This window comes from Pseudomonas gregormendelii, from assembly GCF_017114825.1.
GTDB classification, from domain to species: Bacteria; Pseudomonadota; Gammaproteobacteria; order Pseudomonadales; family Pseudomonadaceae; genus Aquipseudomonas; species Aquipseudomonas gregormendelii.
The window spans coordinates 98,733-114,492 of sequence record NZ_JADEVO010000013.1 but is presented as its reverse complement, the minus strand read 5'-3'; the positions used below and the strand labels follow the sequence as shown (position 1 = coordinate 114,492).

At 61.1% G+C, this 15,760-nt stretch carries 13 protein-coding genes; 11 read left to right on the top strand and 2 right to left on the bottom strand.

The features are described 5' to 3' along the window. Positions 1–77: 77 nt before the first annotated feature. Both IMW75_RS11690 and gap read right to left on the bottom strand, forming a co-directional pair. Positions 78–596: an RNA polymerase sigma factor gene (locus IMW75_RS11690; protein ID WP_045057895.1), complete on the bottom strand. Its 519-nt coding sequence runs from the start codon at positions 594–596 to the stop codon at positions 78–80. Between the two features lie 175 nt (positions 597–771). Continuing rightward, complete coding sequence (gene gap, locus IMW75_RS11685; RefSeq protein WP_045057896.1) at positions 772–1,773, bottom strand: type I glyceraldehyde-3-phosphate dehydrogenase; 1,002 nt, start codon at positions 1,771–1,773, stop codon at positions 772–774. Positions 1,774–1,993: 220 nt separating this feature from the next. Here gap and edd point away from each other — a divergent pair, with 220 nt between their 5' ends. The 11 genes from edd (at position 1,994) to IMW75_RS11630 (ending at position 15,640) form a co-directional block, all read left to right on the top strand. Beyond that, positions 1,994–3,820: a phosphogluconate dehydratase gene (edd, locus tag IMW75_RS11680; RefSeq protein ID WP_045057897.1), complete on the top strand. Its 1,827-nt coding sequence runs from the start codon at positions 1,994–1,996 to the stop codon at positions 3,818–3,820. Then, entirely contained in the window at positions 3,817–4,767 is a 951-nt protein-coding gene (locus IMW75_RS11675) for a glucokinase (RefSeq protein ID WP_205892684.1), read from the top strand. Before edd ends, IMW75_RS11675 begins: the two co-directional genes overlap by 4 nt. Positions 4,768–4,942: 175 nt before the next feature. Then, positions 4,943–5,674, top strand: a complete 732-nt coding sequence (locus tag IMW75_RS11670) for a response regulator (protein WP_045057899.1) — start codon at positions 4,943–4,945, stop codon at positions 5,672–5,674. Then, positions 5,664–7,133: an ATP-binding protein gene (locus tag IMW75_RS11665; RefSeq protein ID WP_205892696.1), complete on the top strand. Its 1,470-nt coding sequence runs from the start codon at positions 5,664–5,666 to the stop codon at positions 7,131–7,133. Before IMW75_RS11670 ends, IMW75_RS11665 begins: the two co-directional genes overlap by 11 nt. A gap of 233 nt (positions 7,134–7,366) precedes the next feature. Further along, a complete protein-coding gene (locus IMW75_RS11660) occupies positions 7,367–8,626 on the top strand; it encodes a D-mannose isomerase (protein ID WP_205892683.1) in 1,260 nt (419 codons plus the stop codon). Between the two features lie 116 nt (positions 8,627–8,742). Beyond that, complete coding sequence (locus tag IMW75_RS11655; RefSeq protein WP_045059713.1) at positions 8,743–10,041, top strand: ABC transporter substrate-binding protein; 1,299 nt, start codon at positions 8,743–8,745, stop codon at positions 10,039–10,041. A 154-nt stretch (positions 10,042–10,195) separates the two neighbouring features. After that, positions 10,196–11,104, top strand: a complete 909-nt coding sequence (locus IMW75_RS11650; protein WP_045059712.1) for a carbohydrate ABC transporter permease — start codon at positions 10,196–10,198, stop codon at positions 11,102–11,104. Continuing rightward, a complete protein-coding gene (locus IMW75_RS11645) occupies positions 11,097–11,942 on the top strand; it encodes a carbohydrate ABC transporter permease (protein ID WP_045059711.1) in 846 nt (281 codons plus the stop codon). The genes IMW75_RS11650 and IMW75_RS11645 overlap by 8 nt, the downstream gene beginning before the upstream one ends. Before the next feature lie 3 nt (positions 11,943–11,945). Continuing rightward, positions 11,946–13,106, top strand: coding sequence for an ABC transporter ATP-binding protein (locus tag IMW75_RS11640; protein ID WP_205892682.1), 1,161 nt, complete (start codon positions 11,946–11,948; stop codon positions 13,104–13,106). A 227-nt stretch (positions 13,107–13,333) separates the two neighbouring features. Continuing rightward, entirely contained in the window at positions 13,334–14,680 is a 1,347-nt protein-coding gene (locus IMW75_RS11635; RefSeq protein ID WP_122840174.1) for a carbohydrate porin, read from the top strand. Positions 14,681–14,794: 114 nt separating this feature from the next. Next, positions 14,795–15,640 (top strand): D-hexose-6-phosphate mutarotase, encoded by an 846-nt coding sequence (locus IMW75_RS11630; RefSeq protein ID WP_205892681.1) that lies wholly within the window; start codon positions 14,795–14,797, stop codon positions 15,638–15,640. Positions 15,641–15,760 lie beyond the last annotated feature (120 nt).

The window sequence follows — 15,760 nt, the reverse complement described above, 5'->3', positions numbered from 1 at the left end:
TTCCTCGGCAGTGTCTGTGCACTGCTGTTTTTTTAGTGGAGCGTGAAAAGACGCAAGGGTAGCAAAGCCTCGCGAACTCAGTCGCCGTTCAGGCGTTCGGCGACCCCGATGCAGATCGCCATGATCAGCTTCAGTTCCTTTTGCACGGTGCTCATCGAGACGTCCAGTTGCTCGGCAATTTCCAGGTAACTGTGGCCATGCAGGCGACTGAGGATGAAGATCTGCTGTTGGCGTGAGCTGAGTTGATTGAGACTCACGTTCAGGCGCTCCAGCAATTGTTCGGCATGGGCGGCATCCTCGGCGCTGCTGACCGGCGCTGCGACACTTTCGACCACCTCCGGTGGCACGTCATCGACCAGGGTGCGCGACTGGACGCGCCGCGCGCGCAGGTGGTCAAGCGCTAGGTTGCGGGCAGTCTGGAACACAAAGGGTTCAAGGTGATCGATGGCCCGTTCACTGAGCGCACGCGTCACTCGCAGGTAGGTTTCCTGCAAGAGGTCTTCGGCGGTGCTGTGATTGTTGACCATCCGCTCCAGCGTGCGCAGCAGGGAAATCCGCTGGGCGATGAAGACATGATTGAAGCGCGATTGACTCACGGGAGGACCTGATCCATTTCGAGCGAATGATAATGCTTATCATCTACTGTCATGGTCAAGCGCTTAATCGTGAAAATCTGCGTAGGAGCTGCCGCAGGCTGCGATCTTTTGATTTTGCTGTCAAAAGATCGCAGCCTGCGGCAGCTCCTACGGGAATTCGTGGTGAGTTGCCGATTTATTCGGCGTTACACAGCGCCAGGCAGTTATCCAGCATGCGGTTGGAGAAGCCCCATTCGTTGTCGTACCAGGCCAGCACCTTCAGCAGCTTGCCGCTGGATTTGGTGTGGTTGGCGTCAAAGATCGACGACAGCGGGTTGTGATTGAAGTCACTGGAGACCAGCGGCAAGGTGTTATAGCCGAGGATCTTCGAATGCTGGCTGGCTTCCTTGAGCAGCGCGTTCACTTCATCAGCCGAGGCTTCGCGTTTCAATTGCACGGTCAGGTCGACCAGCGACACATTGATCACCGGCACCCGTACCGCCATACCCGTCAGTTTGCCCGCCAGTTCCGGCAACACCAGCCCGACCGCTTCAGCCGCCCCGGTTTTGCTCGGGATCATGTTCTGGGTCGCCGAGCGGGCGCGGTACGGGTCGGTGTGGTAGACGTCGGTCAGGTTCTGGTCGTTGGTGTAGGCGTGAATGGTGGTCATCAGGCCACTTTCGATACCGAGCTCGCGGTGCAGCACTTGCGCAACGGGGGCCAGGCAGTTGGTGGTGCACGAAGCGTTGGAAATGATCTGGTGCGACTGGCGCAGAATGTCGTGGTTGACGCCATACACCACGGTGGCGTCGGCGCCTTTGGCCGGGGCCGAGATGATGACTTTGCGCGCACCGGCAGTAATATGCGCGGCGGCCTTGGCCCGGTCGGTGAACAGCCCGGTGCATTCGAATACCACGTCGATTTTTTCCGCAGCCCAGGGCAGTTCTGCCGGATTGCGAATCGCGCTGACGGCAATGCGGTCGCCGTTGACGGTCAGGCTTTCCTGATCGTGCTGCACATCGGCGTCGAACGTGCCGTGAACGGTGTCGTATTTGAGCAGATGAGCGTTGATCGAACTGTCGCCCAGGTCATTGATGGCAACGATCTGCAGGTCCTGGCGATAACCTTGGGTATACAGTGCGCGCAGGACGTTGCGGCCGATACGGCCAAAACCATTTATTGCAATTCGAAGAGTCATTTAACTGGGCCGCCGTCGTTTTGTTGTTGGAATTACAAGATTATTCGCATAAAAATAGAAAACAAGCCTTTTTAGTGGCAATATTTTGTTCAATCTACAACGAGTGACCTGAATCAACTGGTCCGACCGATCAAGAAAACCGTCTGTCATCCCAATCACAGCGGTGCTTGTTCAGCATAGACAATCAGGTCGCCACATCCGTTAGCCTGGAGTTCTAAACATGCATCCCCGCGTCCTTGAGGTCACCGAACGGCTTATCGCCCGCAGCCGCGCAACCCGCGAGGCTTACCTTGCGCTCATTCGCGGTGCTGCCAGCGACGGTCCGATGCGCGGCAAGCTGCAGTGCGCCAACTTCGCCCATGGCGTGGCGGGTTGCGGCACTGAAGACAAGCACAGCCTGCGGATGATGAACTCCGCCAACATCGCAATTGTTTCGTCATATAACGACATGCTCTCGGCGCATCAGCCGTACGAAGTCTTCCCTGAACAGATCAAGAAGGCGCTGCGCGAGATCGGGTCGGTCGGCCAGTTCGCCGGCGGCACCCCGGCCATGTGCGATGGCGTGACCCAGGGCGAGCCCGGCATGGAACTGAGCCTGCCGAGCCGCGAAGTGATCGCGCTATCGACCGCCGTGGCCCTGTCCCACAACATGTTCGACGGCGCATTGATGCTGGGCATCTGCGACAAGATCGTGCCGGGCCTGATGATGGGGGCGCTGCGCTTCGGTCATCTGCCGACCATCTTTGTCCCCGGCGGGCCGATGGTCTCGGGTATTTCCAACAAGCAGAAAGCCGATGTGCGCCAGCGCTATGCCGAAGGCAAGGCCAGCCGCGAAGAGCTGCTGGAATCGGAAATGAAGTCTTACCACAGCCCGGGTACGTGCACCTTCTACGGCACCGCCAACACCAACCAGTTGTTGATGGAAGTGATGGGCCTGCACTTGCCGGGTGCTTCCTTCGTCAACCCGAATACGCCGTTGCGCGAAGCCTTGACCCGCGAAGCGGCACATCAGGTGACCCGCCTGACCAAGCAGAATGGCGACTTCATGCCCATCGGCGAAATCGTCGACGAGCGTTCGCTGGTCAACTCGATCGTGGCGCTGCATGCCACCGGCGGCTCGACCAACCACACCCTGCACATGCCAGCCATCGCGATGGCGGCCGGTATCCAGCTGACCTGGCAGGACATGGCCGACCTCTCCGAGGTGGTGCCAACCCTGAGCCACGTGTACCCCAACGGCAAAGCCGACATCAACCACTTCCAGGCGGCGGGCGGCATGTCGTTCCTGATCCGCGAACTGTTGGCGGCCGGGTTGCTCCATGAAAACGTCAACACCGTGCTGGGTCATGGCCTGAGCCGCTACACCCTGGAGCCTTTCCTGGATAACGGCGAGCTGGTGTGGCGCGAAGGCCCGACCGACAGTCTCGACGAGAGCATCCTGCGTCCGGTGGCCCGGGCGTTTTCCCCCGAGGGCGGCCTGCGCGTGATGGAAGGCAACCTCGGGCGCGGCGTGATGAAAGTCTCGGCAGTGGCGTTGGAGAACCAGATAGTCGAGGCGCCAGCGATGGTGTTCCAGGACCAGCAGGACCTGGCCGATGCGTTCAAGGCCGGTCTGCTGGAGAAGGATTTCGTTGCCGTGATGCGCTTCCAGGGCCCGCGTTCCAACGGCATGCCGGAACTGCACAAGATGACGCCGTTCCTTGGCGTGTTGCAGGACCGTGGCTTCAAAGTGGCGCTGGTGACCGACGGGCGCATGTCCGGCGCCTCGGGGAAAATCCCGGCGGCCATTCACGTCAGCCCTGAAGCTTATGTCGGCGGCGCTTTGGCCCGGGTGCAAGAGGGCGATATCATCCGCGTCGATGGCGTCAAAGGCACCCTGGAGCTTAAGGTGGACGCCGACGAATTTGCAGCGCGCGAACCTGCCAAGGGCCTGTTGGGCAATAACATCGGCAGCGGTCGCGAACTGTTTGGTTTCATGCGCATGGCCTTCAGCTCGGCGGAGCAGGGCGCCAGCGCCTTCACTTCTGCCCTGGAGACGCTTAATTGAAACTGGCTTTGGTCGGTGACATCGGTGGCACCAACGCACGGTTTGCGTTGTGGAAAGACCAGCAACTGGAAGCCATCCAGGTGCTGGCGACGGCCGATCACGCCAGTCCGGAGGAGGCCATTGCCCTCTACCTGAGCGGGCTCGACCTGGCGCCGGGCTCCATCGGCTCGGTGTGCCTGTCGGTGGCTGGCCCGGTGAGCGGCGACGAATTCAAGTTCACCAACAATCACTGGCGACTCAGTCGCAAGGCGTTCTGCCAGATCCTGCAGGTGGATGAGCTGCTGCTGGTCAATGATTTCTCAGCCATGGCGCTGGGCATGACCCGGTTGCAGCCGGACGAGTTTCGGGTGGTGTGCCCAGGCACGCCGGAGCCGTTGCGCCCGGCGGTGGTCATCGGTCCGGGCACCGGCCTGGGAGTCGGCACCTTGCTTGACCTGGGCGCCGGGCGTTTTGCCGCCTTGCCCGGGGAGGGCGGTCACGTTGATCTGCCCCTGAGCAGCCTGCGGGAAACCCAGCTGTGGCAGCATATTTTTAATGAGATCGGGCATGTCAGCGCCGAGACGGCGTTGAGTGGCGGTGGCTTGCCGCGGGTGTACCGGGCAATTTGTGCGGTGGACGGGCACGAAGCGGTGCTCGATACCCCGGAGTCGATCACCGCCGCCGGCCTGGCCGGCGACCCGGTTGCGCTGGAAGTGCTGGAGCAATTCTGCTGCTGGCTCGGTCGTGTGGCGGGCAATAACGTGCTCACCACTGGCGCACGGGGCGGCGTGTACATCGTCGGCGGGGTGATTCCGCGCTTTGCCGATTTCTTCATTGAAAGCGGGTTTGCCCGGTGTTTTGCCGACAAGGGGTGCATGAGCGATTACTTCAAGGGCATCCCGGTGTGGCTGGTGACGGCGCCGTATTCCGGGCTGATGGGTGCGGGTGTGGCGCTGGACCAGGCCTGAAACCGCGTCGCCTCCATCGCGGGCAAGCCACGCTCCCACAGGATTACCTGCATCTGAAAATGTGCGCATGACCTTGTGGGAGCGGGCTTGCCCGCGATGGGGTCCGAACAGGCAATAAATTTCTGAGGTTCATCAGGCATAATCCGCCCAACTCAAACAACAAGGACGCCGCCCCGTGAGCTCAGTCAACAAGTCGATTTTGTTGGTCGATGACGATCAGGAAATACGCGAGTTGCTGGATACCTACCTGACCCGCGCGGGTTTCCAGGTGCGTACCACACCGGACGGCGCCGGCTTCCGGCAGGCCATGAACGAGGCGCCGAGCGACCTGGTGATCCTCGACGTGATGCTGCCCGATGAAGACGGCTTCAGCCTGTGCCGCTGGATTCGCCAGCATCCGCGGCAGGCCCAGGTGCCCATCATCATGCTCACCGCCAGCTCCGATGAAGCTGACCGCGTCATCGGCCTGGAGCTCGGTGCCGACGATTACCTCGGCAAACCCTTCAGTCCCCGGGAACTGCAGGCGCGGATCAAGGCGCTGCTGCGGCGCGCACAATTTGCTCAGGAACGCTCCGGCGGTGAGGTGCTGGCCTTCGATGACTGGCGCCTGGACATGGTCAGCCACCGGCTGTTCCACACCGACGGCGAGGAAGTCATTCTCTCCGGCGCCGATTTCGCCTTGCTCAAACTGTTTCTCGATCACCCCCAGGAAATCCTCGACCGCGACACCATCGGCAACGCCACCCGTGGCCGCGACCTGATGCCCCTGGATCGTATCGTCGACATGGCGGTCAGCCGCCTGCGCCAACGCCTGCGCGACACGGAAAAACCGCCACGGCTGATCCGCACCGTGCGCGGCAGCGGCTATCAGCTGGCAGCCAATGTGGTTGCCAGCAATGGTCACTGAGTTCCTGCGCAAACTGGCGGCCAGGGTGCCGGTGCCGCGTTCGCTGCTGGGGCGGATGTTGCTGCTGACACTGTTGGCGGTGTTGTTTGCGCAGGCGTTGTCGAGCGTGATCTGGGTGTCGCAGCTGCGTGCTACCCAGCTCGAAGGCCTGGTCACCAGTGCCCGCAGCCTCGCGCACTCAATGACCGCCAGCGTCAGTTACTTTCGATCCCTGCCCGTCGCCTTCAGGCCGCTGGTCCTTGACCAGTTGCGCAGCATGGGCGGCACCCGTTTTGTCGTGACGCTCAACGACAAACCCCTGGGCATGGAAGTGCTGCCGATCACCCCGCGTAAAGCGGCGGTGCTCAAGGCGGTGGACGAAGTGTTGCGCCAGTCCCTGGGACAGGACGCGGACATCTCCGTGACCTTCGTCAGCCCCGAGGACCTGCGAATTTTCAACGGCGGCCTGAAACTCGACGAGTTGCCACGCTCCTGGGCGCATTACGCGCTGACCCTGGAGCCGGTGAATCCACCGGTGCTGGTCACGCAGATCCAGATGGCGCCCGGCGAATGGTTGTACATCGCCTCGCTCCTGCCCGAGCCCTACACCAGCCTGGAAGAGCAGGGCCTGCCTGCGCAGCAAGTGTGGTTCATCGTGCTCACCAGTGGCTTTTTGCTGTTGTTCATCGGCTTGCTGGTGCACTGGCAAAGCCGGCCGCTCAAGCGCCTGGCGCGAGCCGCGCGAGACATGTCCCTGGGCGCCGAGGTAGAGCCAGTGGCTGAAGGCGGTGGCAGTGAAGTGGTCGAAGTGGGCCGCGCTTTCAACGCCATGCGTGAGCGCATCAGCCGCTACCTGACCGAGCGCAGCCAGTTGTTCAGTGCCATTTCCCACGACCTGCGAACGCCTATTACCCGGTTGCGCCTGCGCGTGGAATTGCTCGAGGACGAACAGTTGCAAGCCAAGTTCGGCCGCGATCTGGATGAGCTGGAATTGCTGGTCAAAGGTGCGCTGCAATGCGTGAAAGACACCGACATCCACGAGAACATCGAGGCGGTGGACCTCAATCACGTGCTCGATTGCCTGGTGGAGCCGTACCTGGCGCCCAACGGCAACGGTCGCGTCACCCAGCAGGGCCGGGCGCTGGCCGCCTACCCTGGCAAGCCGCTGGCACTGAAGCGGTGCATTGGCAACCTGATCGACAATGCCTTGAAGTACGGGCAGAACGCGCACTTGCATATCGATGACGATGAAAGCGCGTTCATCCTGCATGTCGATGATGAAGGCCCGGGTGTGCCGGAGCAGCGTTTGGAGCAGGTGTTCGAACCGCACTTCCGGCTGGCAGGGCAGCAGCAGGGGTATGGGTTGGGGTTGGGCATTGCGCGCAATATCGCCCACAGTCATGGCGGCGAAGTCAGCCTGCAGAACCTGCGTGAAGGTGGGTTGCGGGTGACGTTACAGTTGCCGCGTAGTGTTGAGTAGGTACACCGCGTAATCGTTCTTCGCGGGCGACCCGCTCCCACAGGATTACCTGCATTCTCAAATTGTGTGCATAACCCTGTGGGAGCGGGCTTGCCCGCGAAGGCGTCAGTCGATCCAACCCATACCCAGATCAAATGTCACAAAGTGGTGACATAACCCGCCCCCTTCGTTACAAGCCCGCCACCCCCCGTTGTTTAGACTGCCCCCAGTCATAACAACAAAAAAGGCACACCATGCACACCTTCCAACCCGCCTTCAGCAGCTGGCTGAACGCCCCCGCGCATCAGCAATGGCTGGCCGCCGAAGGCTTGCGCCTGCTGGCGTTCGCTAAAGCCTCCAGACTGCCTGAAGGCTTCGGTAACCTTGATGAAAAGGGCCGCCTCCCGGCCAATGCCCGCGCCGAAACCATGAACACCGCACGCATGACCCACAGCTTTGCCATGGCTCACATCCAGGGCCTGCCGGGCTTTGCCGAGCTGGTAGACCATGGCGTCAAGGCCCTCAGCGGGCCAATGCGCGATGCCGAGCATGGTGGCTGGTTCGCCGTGGCCGAACACCAGGACGGCAACACCGGCAAGGCCGCCTACCTGCACGCCTTCGTCGCTTTGGCTGCCAGCTCCGCTGTCGTCGCGCAACGGCCTGGCGCGCACGCCTTGCTCGCTGACGCGATCAACATTATCGACACGCGTTTCTGGAGTGAAGAGGAGGGCGCCCTGCGCGAATCCTTCAATCGCGACTGGAGTGAAGAGGAGCGCTACCGCGGCGCCAACAGCAACATGCACGCCACCGAAACCTTCCTCGCCCTGGCCGATGTCACCACGGACAAACGCTGGCTGTGCCGCGCCCAGCGCATTGTCGAGCGGGTGATCCATGGTCACGCCGCCGCCAACGACTACCTGGTGGTCGAACACTTCGACCGCGACTGGCAGCCTCTGCGCGAGTACAACCACGACAACCCGGCGGACGGTTTTCGCCCCTACGGCACCACACCCGGCCACGGGTTCGAGTGGGCGCGGCTGTTGCTGCACCTCGAAGCGGCACGGGTCCAGGCCGGCATGCTCACGCCGGGTTGGCTGGTCACCGACGCGCAAAAACTCTTCGAGCACAACTGCCGTCACGGTTGGGAGGTCGATGGTGCACCCGGCCTTGTCTACACCCTCGACTGGGACAATCGCCCGGTGGTGCGGCACCGTCTGCACTGGACCCATTGCGAGGCCAGCGCCGCCGCCAGCGCATTGCTCAAGCGCACCGGCGACAGCCAGTACGAAGCCTGGTACCGGCTGTTCTGGGAATTCTGTGACCGTCACTTCATCGATCGCGAAGCCGGCAGCTGGCATCACGAACTGGACCCGCAAAACCGTGCCAGTGCCGATATCTGGCCGGGCAAACCCGACCTGTATCACGCCTGGCAGGCCGTCCTTATTCCCGGCCTGCCCCTGGCGCCGAGCCTGGCCACCGCTCTGGGGCAGGTGTCCCAGGGCGTTCCTGTGTAACCATGTGGTGACATTCCAGCGTCCCTTCGTTACCTGCGAGGGGCTGACTCCTGTTTAAAATCCATGCAGCGCAAGCACCAGACTTGCATGCATAACAACAAGAAAGGTACTTCCAGATGAATGCGATTTCTCGCCTCGCTACGCTCATTTCTCTTGCCTCCCTGTCTGCGCTCCCTCTCAGTGCTCTTGCCGCCGATGCCAAAGGTTCGGTGGAAGTGGTTCACTGGTGGACGTCGGGTGGTGAAAAAGCAGCGGTCGATGTACTCAAGGCTCAAGTTGAAAAAGACGGCTTCACCTGGAAAGACGGCGCCGTTGCCGGGGGGGGCGGTTCAACGGCCATGACCGTGTTGAAAAGCCGCGCCGTCGCCGGTAACCCGCCTGGCGTTGCCCAGATCAAGGGCCCCGACATCCAGGAATGGGGCAGCACCGGCCTGCTCAGTACCGACACCCTGACCGACGTCGCCAAGGCGGAAAACTGGGACGGCCTGCTGTCGAAGAAGGTCTCCGACACCGTCAAGTACGAAGGTGACTACGTTGCCGTGCCGGTGAACATCCACCGCGTCAACTGGCTGTGGATCAACCCGGAAGTCTTTAAGAAAGCCGGTATCGACAAGGCTCCCACCACCCTCGAAGAATTCTACGCCGCCGGCGACAAGCTCAAGGCCGCCGGCTTCATCGCCCTGGCCCACGGCGGTCAGCCTTGGCAGGACAGCACTGTATTCGAAGACGTGGTGCTCTCGACCATGGGCGCCGAAGGCTACAAGAAAGCCCTGGTAGACCTGGACCAGAAAACCCTGTCTGGCGCTGAAATGACCAAGGCTTTTACCGAACTGAAAAAGCTCACCGGCTACATGGACCAGAACCGCGCCGGTCGTGACTGGAACATCGCTGCCGCCGACGTTATCAACGGCAAGGCCGGCATGCAGATGATGGGCGACTGGGCGAAAAGCGAATGGACGGCGGCGAAGAAAGTCGCCGGCAAGGACTACCAGTGCGTGCCGTTCCCAGGCACCGAAAAAGCCTTCACCTACAACATCGATTCCCTGGCCGTGTTCAAGCTCAAGGCCGATCGCAAAGGCGACATCGCCGCTCAGCAAGACCTGGCCAAGGTCGCCTTGGGGACCGATTTCCAGAAAGTCTTCAGCATGAACAAAGGCTCGATTCCGGTGCGCACCGACATGCTCAACGACATGAGCGCCCTGGGCTTCGATTCCTGCGCCCAGACCGCAGCCAAGGACTTCCTGGCTGACGAGAAGACCGGCGGCCTGCAACCGAGCATGGCGCACAACATGGCCACCTCCCTGGCCGTGCAGGGTGCGATCTTCGACGTGGTCACCAACTTCATGAACGACAAGGATGCTGACCCGGCCAAGGCCAGCGCCCAACTGGCATCGGCTGTCAAAGCGGCCCAGTAATCCCCGACAGCGAGTGAGCCCCTGGTAGGAGCTGCCGCAGGCTGCGATCTTTTGATCTTGATTGTAAAAAAACAAAATCAAAAGATCGCAGCCTGCGGCAGCTCCTACGAGGGATCGCACTTCGATCCTTTATATTTAAACCTGGATTATCCCGATGAGCTCTGTGGCGGTTTTCAGCAAAGCCTCACCGTTCGATGCGCTGCAACGCTGGTTACCCAAGTTGGTACTCGCGCCGAGCATGCTCATCGTGTTGGTTGGTTTCTACGGTTACATCATCTGGACATTCGTCCTGTCCTTCACCAATTCCAGCTTCATGCCGAGCTACAAATGGGTCGGCCTGCAGCAGTACACCCGGCTGCTGGACAACGACCGCTGGTGGGTCGCGAGCAAGAACCTCGCCCTGTTTGGCGGCATGTTCATCGGCATCAGCCTGGTGCTGGGGGTGTTCCTGGCGGTGCTGCTGGACCAGCGCATTCGCAAGGAAGGCTTCATTCGCACCGTCTACCTGTACCCGATGGCGCTGTCGATGATCGTCACCGGTACCGCCTGGAAATGGCTGCTCAATCCAGGCCTTGGCCTGGACAAGATGCTGCGTGACTGGGGCTGGGAAGGTTTTCGGCTCGACTGGCTGGTGGATCAGGATCGCGTCGTCTATTGCCTGGTCATCGCTGCCGTATGGCAAGCCTCCGGGTTTGTCATGGCGATGTTCCTGGCCGGCCTGCGCGGTGTCGATCAATCGATCATCCGTGCCGCGCAAGTCGACGGCGCGAGCTTGCCGACCATCTACCTGAAGATCGTGTTGCCGAGCCTGCGCCCGGTATTTTTCAGCGCCTTCATGATCCTCGCGCACATCGCGATCAAGAGCTTCGACCTGGTGGCTGCAATGACCGCAGGCGGCCCGGGCTACTCGTCCGACCTGCCAGCGATGTTCATGTATTCCTTCACCTTCAGCCGTGGCCAGATGGGCATTGGTTCGGCCAGCGCCATGATGATGCTCGGCGCGATCCTGGCGATCCTGGTGCCTTACCTGTACTCGGAACTGCGAGGCAAACGCCATGAGTAATCAACTGGGCAAACCGGCGCTCAGCTTCAGCCGCATCGCCATTTACGCCACGTTGTTGCTGGCCGCCGCGGTCTACCTGATCCCGCTGGTGGTGATGCTGCTGACCAGCTTCAAAACCCCCGAGGACATCCGCACCGGCAACCTGCTGAGCTGGCCAACCGTGATCGATGGCATTGGCTGGCTCAAGGCCTGGGACAGTGTCGGCAGTTACTTCTGGAACTCGGTGAAAATCACCGTGCCCGCAGTGCTGATCTCCACCTTCATAGGTGCAATGAATGGCTACGTGCTGTCGATGTGGCGCTTCCGTGGCTCGCAACTGTTCTTCGGCCTGTTGCTGTTCGGCTGCTTCCTGCCGTTCCAGACCGTCCTGCTGCCAGCCTCGTTCACCCTCGGCAAGCTCGGCCTGGCCAACACCACCACCGGCCTGGTGCTGGTGCACGTGGTCTACGGCCTGGCGTTCACCACGCTGTTCTTTCGCAACTACTACGTGAGCATTCCGGATGCGCTGGTCAAGGCGGCACGCCTGGATGGCGCGGGCTTCTTCACGATCTTCTGGAAGATCCTGCTGCCGATGTCGATCCCTATCGTCATGGTCTGCCTGATCTGGCAGTTCACGCAGATCTGGAATGACTTCCTGTTCGGCGTGGTGTTCGCCAGCGGCGATGCACAACCGATCACCGTGGCCCTGAACAACCTGGTCAACACCAGCACCGGGGCCAAGGAATACAACGTTGATATGGCTGCCGCGATGATCGCCGGGCTGCCGACACTGCTGGTCTACATATTCGCTGGCAAGTATTTCCTGCGTGGGCTGACGTCCGGCGCGGTCAAGGGGTAGAACATGGCAACTCTCGAATTACGTAACGTCAATAAGACCTACGGTGCCGGCTTGCCGGATACCCTGAAGAACATCGAACTGAAGATCAATGACGGTGAGTTCCTGATCCTGGTCGGTCCGTCGGGCTGCGGTAAGTCCACGCTGATGAACTGCATCGCCGGCCTGGAGAACATCAGCGGCGGCGCGATCCTGGTGGACGACGCCGACATCAGCGGCATGAGCTCCAAGGATCGCGACATCGCCATGGTGTTCCAGTCCTACGCGCTGTACCCGACCATGAGCGTGCGCGACAACATCGCTTTCGGCTTGAAGATTCGCAAAATGCCAACGGCCGAAATCGACGAAGAAGTTGCTCGCGTGGCCAAGCTGCTGCAAATCGAACACCTGCTCAGCCGCAAACCTGGCCAACTCTCTGGCGGCCAGCAACAGCGTGTGGCCATGGGTCGGGCACTGGCGCGGCGGCCGAAGATTTACCTGTTCGATGAGCCGCTGTCCAACCTCGACGCCAAGCTGCGGGTCGAGATGCGCACCGAAATGAAATTGATGCACCAGCGTCTGAAAACCACCACGGTCTACGTGACCCACGACCAGATCGAAGCGATGACCCTGGGCGACAAAGTGGCGGTGATGAAAGACGGGATCATCCAGCAGTTCGGCACGCCGAAAGACATCTACAACAACCCGGCCAACCTGTTCGTGGCGAGCTTCATCGGCTCGCCGCCGATGAACTTCATCCCCCTGCGTTTGCAGCGCAAGGACGGTCGCCTGCTGGCATTGCTCGACAGCGGCCAGGCCCGTTGCGAGTTGCCACTGGGCATGCAGGACGCCGGTCTGGAAGATCGTGAAGTGATTCTGGGCCTGCGTCCGGAGCAGATCGTGCTGGCGGGCAACGAGCCGAACGGGCTGCCGACCATTCGCGCTGAGGTCCAGGTGACCGAACCGACCGGCCCCGACACCCTGGTGTTCGTCAACCTCAACGACACCAAGGTCTGCTGCCGCCTGGCGCCGGACGTCGCGCCGAATGTCGGCGAGACCCTGACCCTGCAATTTGATCCGTCGAAGGTTTTGTTATTCGACGCCAAGACCGGCGAGCGCCTGGGGGTTGCCGGTGTTCCGAAGGCGGAGGCTCACAACGCCAACGTGACCCAGTTCAAAGGCCGCTGATGTCCGAGCGAGCTTGCTCGTGTTGGACAAGAACGGTCGCTCAGGCTGGCCGCAAGCGTTAGCCCTGTAGGAGCGAGCTAGCTCGCGATGGGCGTGAACGATTACGCGGGCAGTCTGATTCACCGCGTCGGCCTGAAGTTTTTCGCGAGCAAGCTCGCTCCTGCAGTGGGGATTTGTAAACCGCGTTAGATAAAAACAGTTAATAACAATAAAACGAGGATGTAGGGATGAAGAAGAAGAACAACGCTCAGCTGATCTGCCAATTGTCAGCGATTGCGGCGATGAGCCTGGCTGGCACCGTGCACGCTGCTGAAGCGTTCAGCCCCGAGTCGAAGTGGATGACGGGCGACTGGGGTGGTGAGCGGACCAAGCTGATCGAGGCGGGCTACGATTTCACCCTGGAGTACGTGGGCGAAGTCGGCTCCAACCTCAAGGGCGGCTACAACGATGACACCACTGCGCGCTACAGCGACCAGTTTGCCTTGGGGGCGCAACTGGACCTGGAAAAGATCTTCGGCTGGAAAGACGCCGAGTTCAAACTGGCGATCACCGAGCGTAGCGGCAAGAACATCTCCAATGATCGCATCGGCGATCCACGGGCTGGCACCTTCAGTTCTTCCCAGGAAGTCTGGGGCCGGGGCCAGACCTGGCGCCTGACGCAATTGTGGGTCAAGCAGAAGTATTTCGATGGCGCCCTGGACGTCAAGGCCGGTTACTTCGGCGAAGGCGAAGACTTCAACAGCTTCCCGTGCGACTTCCAGAACCTGGCGTTCTGCGGCTCGCAAGTGGGTAACTGGGTGGGCGGCATCTGGTACAACTGGCCGGTCAGCCAGGCGGCGATCCGCGTGAAGTACAACATCAACGACGAGCTCTACGCGCAGATCGGCGCGTACAACCAGAACCCGTCGCAACTGGAAACCGGCAACGGCTTCAAGCTCAGCGGCAGCGGCACCAAGGGCACCATCATTCCAGTCGAACTGGTGTGGTCGCCAAACGTCAACAGCCTGCCGGGCGAGTACCGCGTCGGTTACTACAAAAGCACCGCCAAGGCCGACGACGTTCGTGAAGATGCCAACGGTAACGACGCGGCCGTCAGCGGTGATGCGTACCGCAGCCACAGCAGCAAGTCCGGCTACTGGTTCGTCGCCCAGCAACAGCTGACCGACCACAATGGCGACAAGAGCCGTGGCCTGAGCATCGCGGCCAACGCCACCTTCCACGACAAGGACACCAACGTCGTGGACAACTATCAGAACCTGATGCTGGTCTACAAAGGCCCGTTCAACGCGCGCCCCAAAGACGATGTGGGCATCGGTATCGCCCGTATCCACGTCAACGAAGACGCGCAGAAAAACCGCAAGCTGATCAATGGCGTCAACGGCATCGACGACTACGACAACCCGGCCTTCCTGCCTATCCAGGACACCGAGTACAACGCTGAAATCAACTACGGTTTCCACGTCACCAACTGGCTGACCGTGCGTCCCAACCTGCAGTACGTGAAGCACCCCGGTGGTGTGGATCAGGTGGACGACGCGATCGTGGCCGGCCTGAAAATTCAGTCGGTGTTCTAACGCTGTTGCGATAAGCTTCTCTCCATGTGCGCATTTTTGCGGACGGCCAAGGCTGTCCGCTTTTTTTTGGGGCGGGCACTTCCCGGTAACAGATGATTTTCAGGACTGCGGCACATGCATGAGCATCCGCTACAACGCTTCTTCAAATCCTTGCGCGAGCGTCCTGTGTTCGCGTGGGAGCGCTATCAACTGCGCGACGTGCTGGTGATCGATCATCCGCTCTGCCAGGCGGTGTTCAGTCGCCAGGGTGCGCAGTTGCTGCACTTCCAGCCCAAAGGCCAGAAACCCTGGCTGTGGTGCGCAGCGAAGTGGCCGCATGTCGGCGCGATTCGAGGCGGGGTGCCGGTGTGCTGGCCGTGGTATGGCCGCCATCCGAGCGAAAACGCCTGGCCGTCCCATGGCTGGGCGCGTCTGCTCGACTGGAAGTTACTCGACAGCAGCACGGACGACGGCGTGCGCCTGCACTGGCAACTGCAACTGTGCGACTGGCAAGTGGACCTGCATGCGCACCTTGGCGAGCGCCTGGACCTACGCCTGGCGACTGAGCATCAGGACAGCCTGCCGTGTCAGTTGAGTCAGGCTTTGCACGCCTACTGGCGTATTGGCGACGTGGGCGAGGTAGCGCTGTCTGGGCTCGATGGGGTGCAAGGTTACGACCAGTTGAAGCGCCAGGCATGCCAGCAGGAAGGAGAGCTGCGGGTGGATGGCGGCTGCCAGCGAGTGTTCCAGCACGAGGGCGAATTACAGCTCAAGGACCCTGTCTGGCAGCGGCAGTTGTGCATCGATACCGGGGATGACGCAAACACCGTGGTCTGGCACCCGGGGACGCGGCCGTTGCTGGGAGTGAGCTGGAACGAGATGTCTGAATTTGTCTGTGTCGAGGCGGCGAGTGGTGGTGGGCGGGGACTGGCGCCGGGGGAGCGGGCGAATTTGAGTTTGCAGGCGCGGGTGGGGGCTTAGCTCGGAATGGGTGGTGTTGCGGCTGGCCTCATCGCGGGCAAGCCCGCTCCCACAGGGATCTGCGAAGCACACGAATCCATGCTCACTGAAGATCTCTGTGGGAGCGGGCTTGCCCGCGAT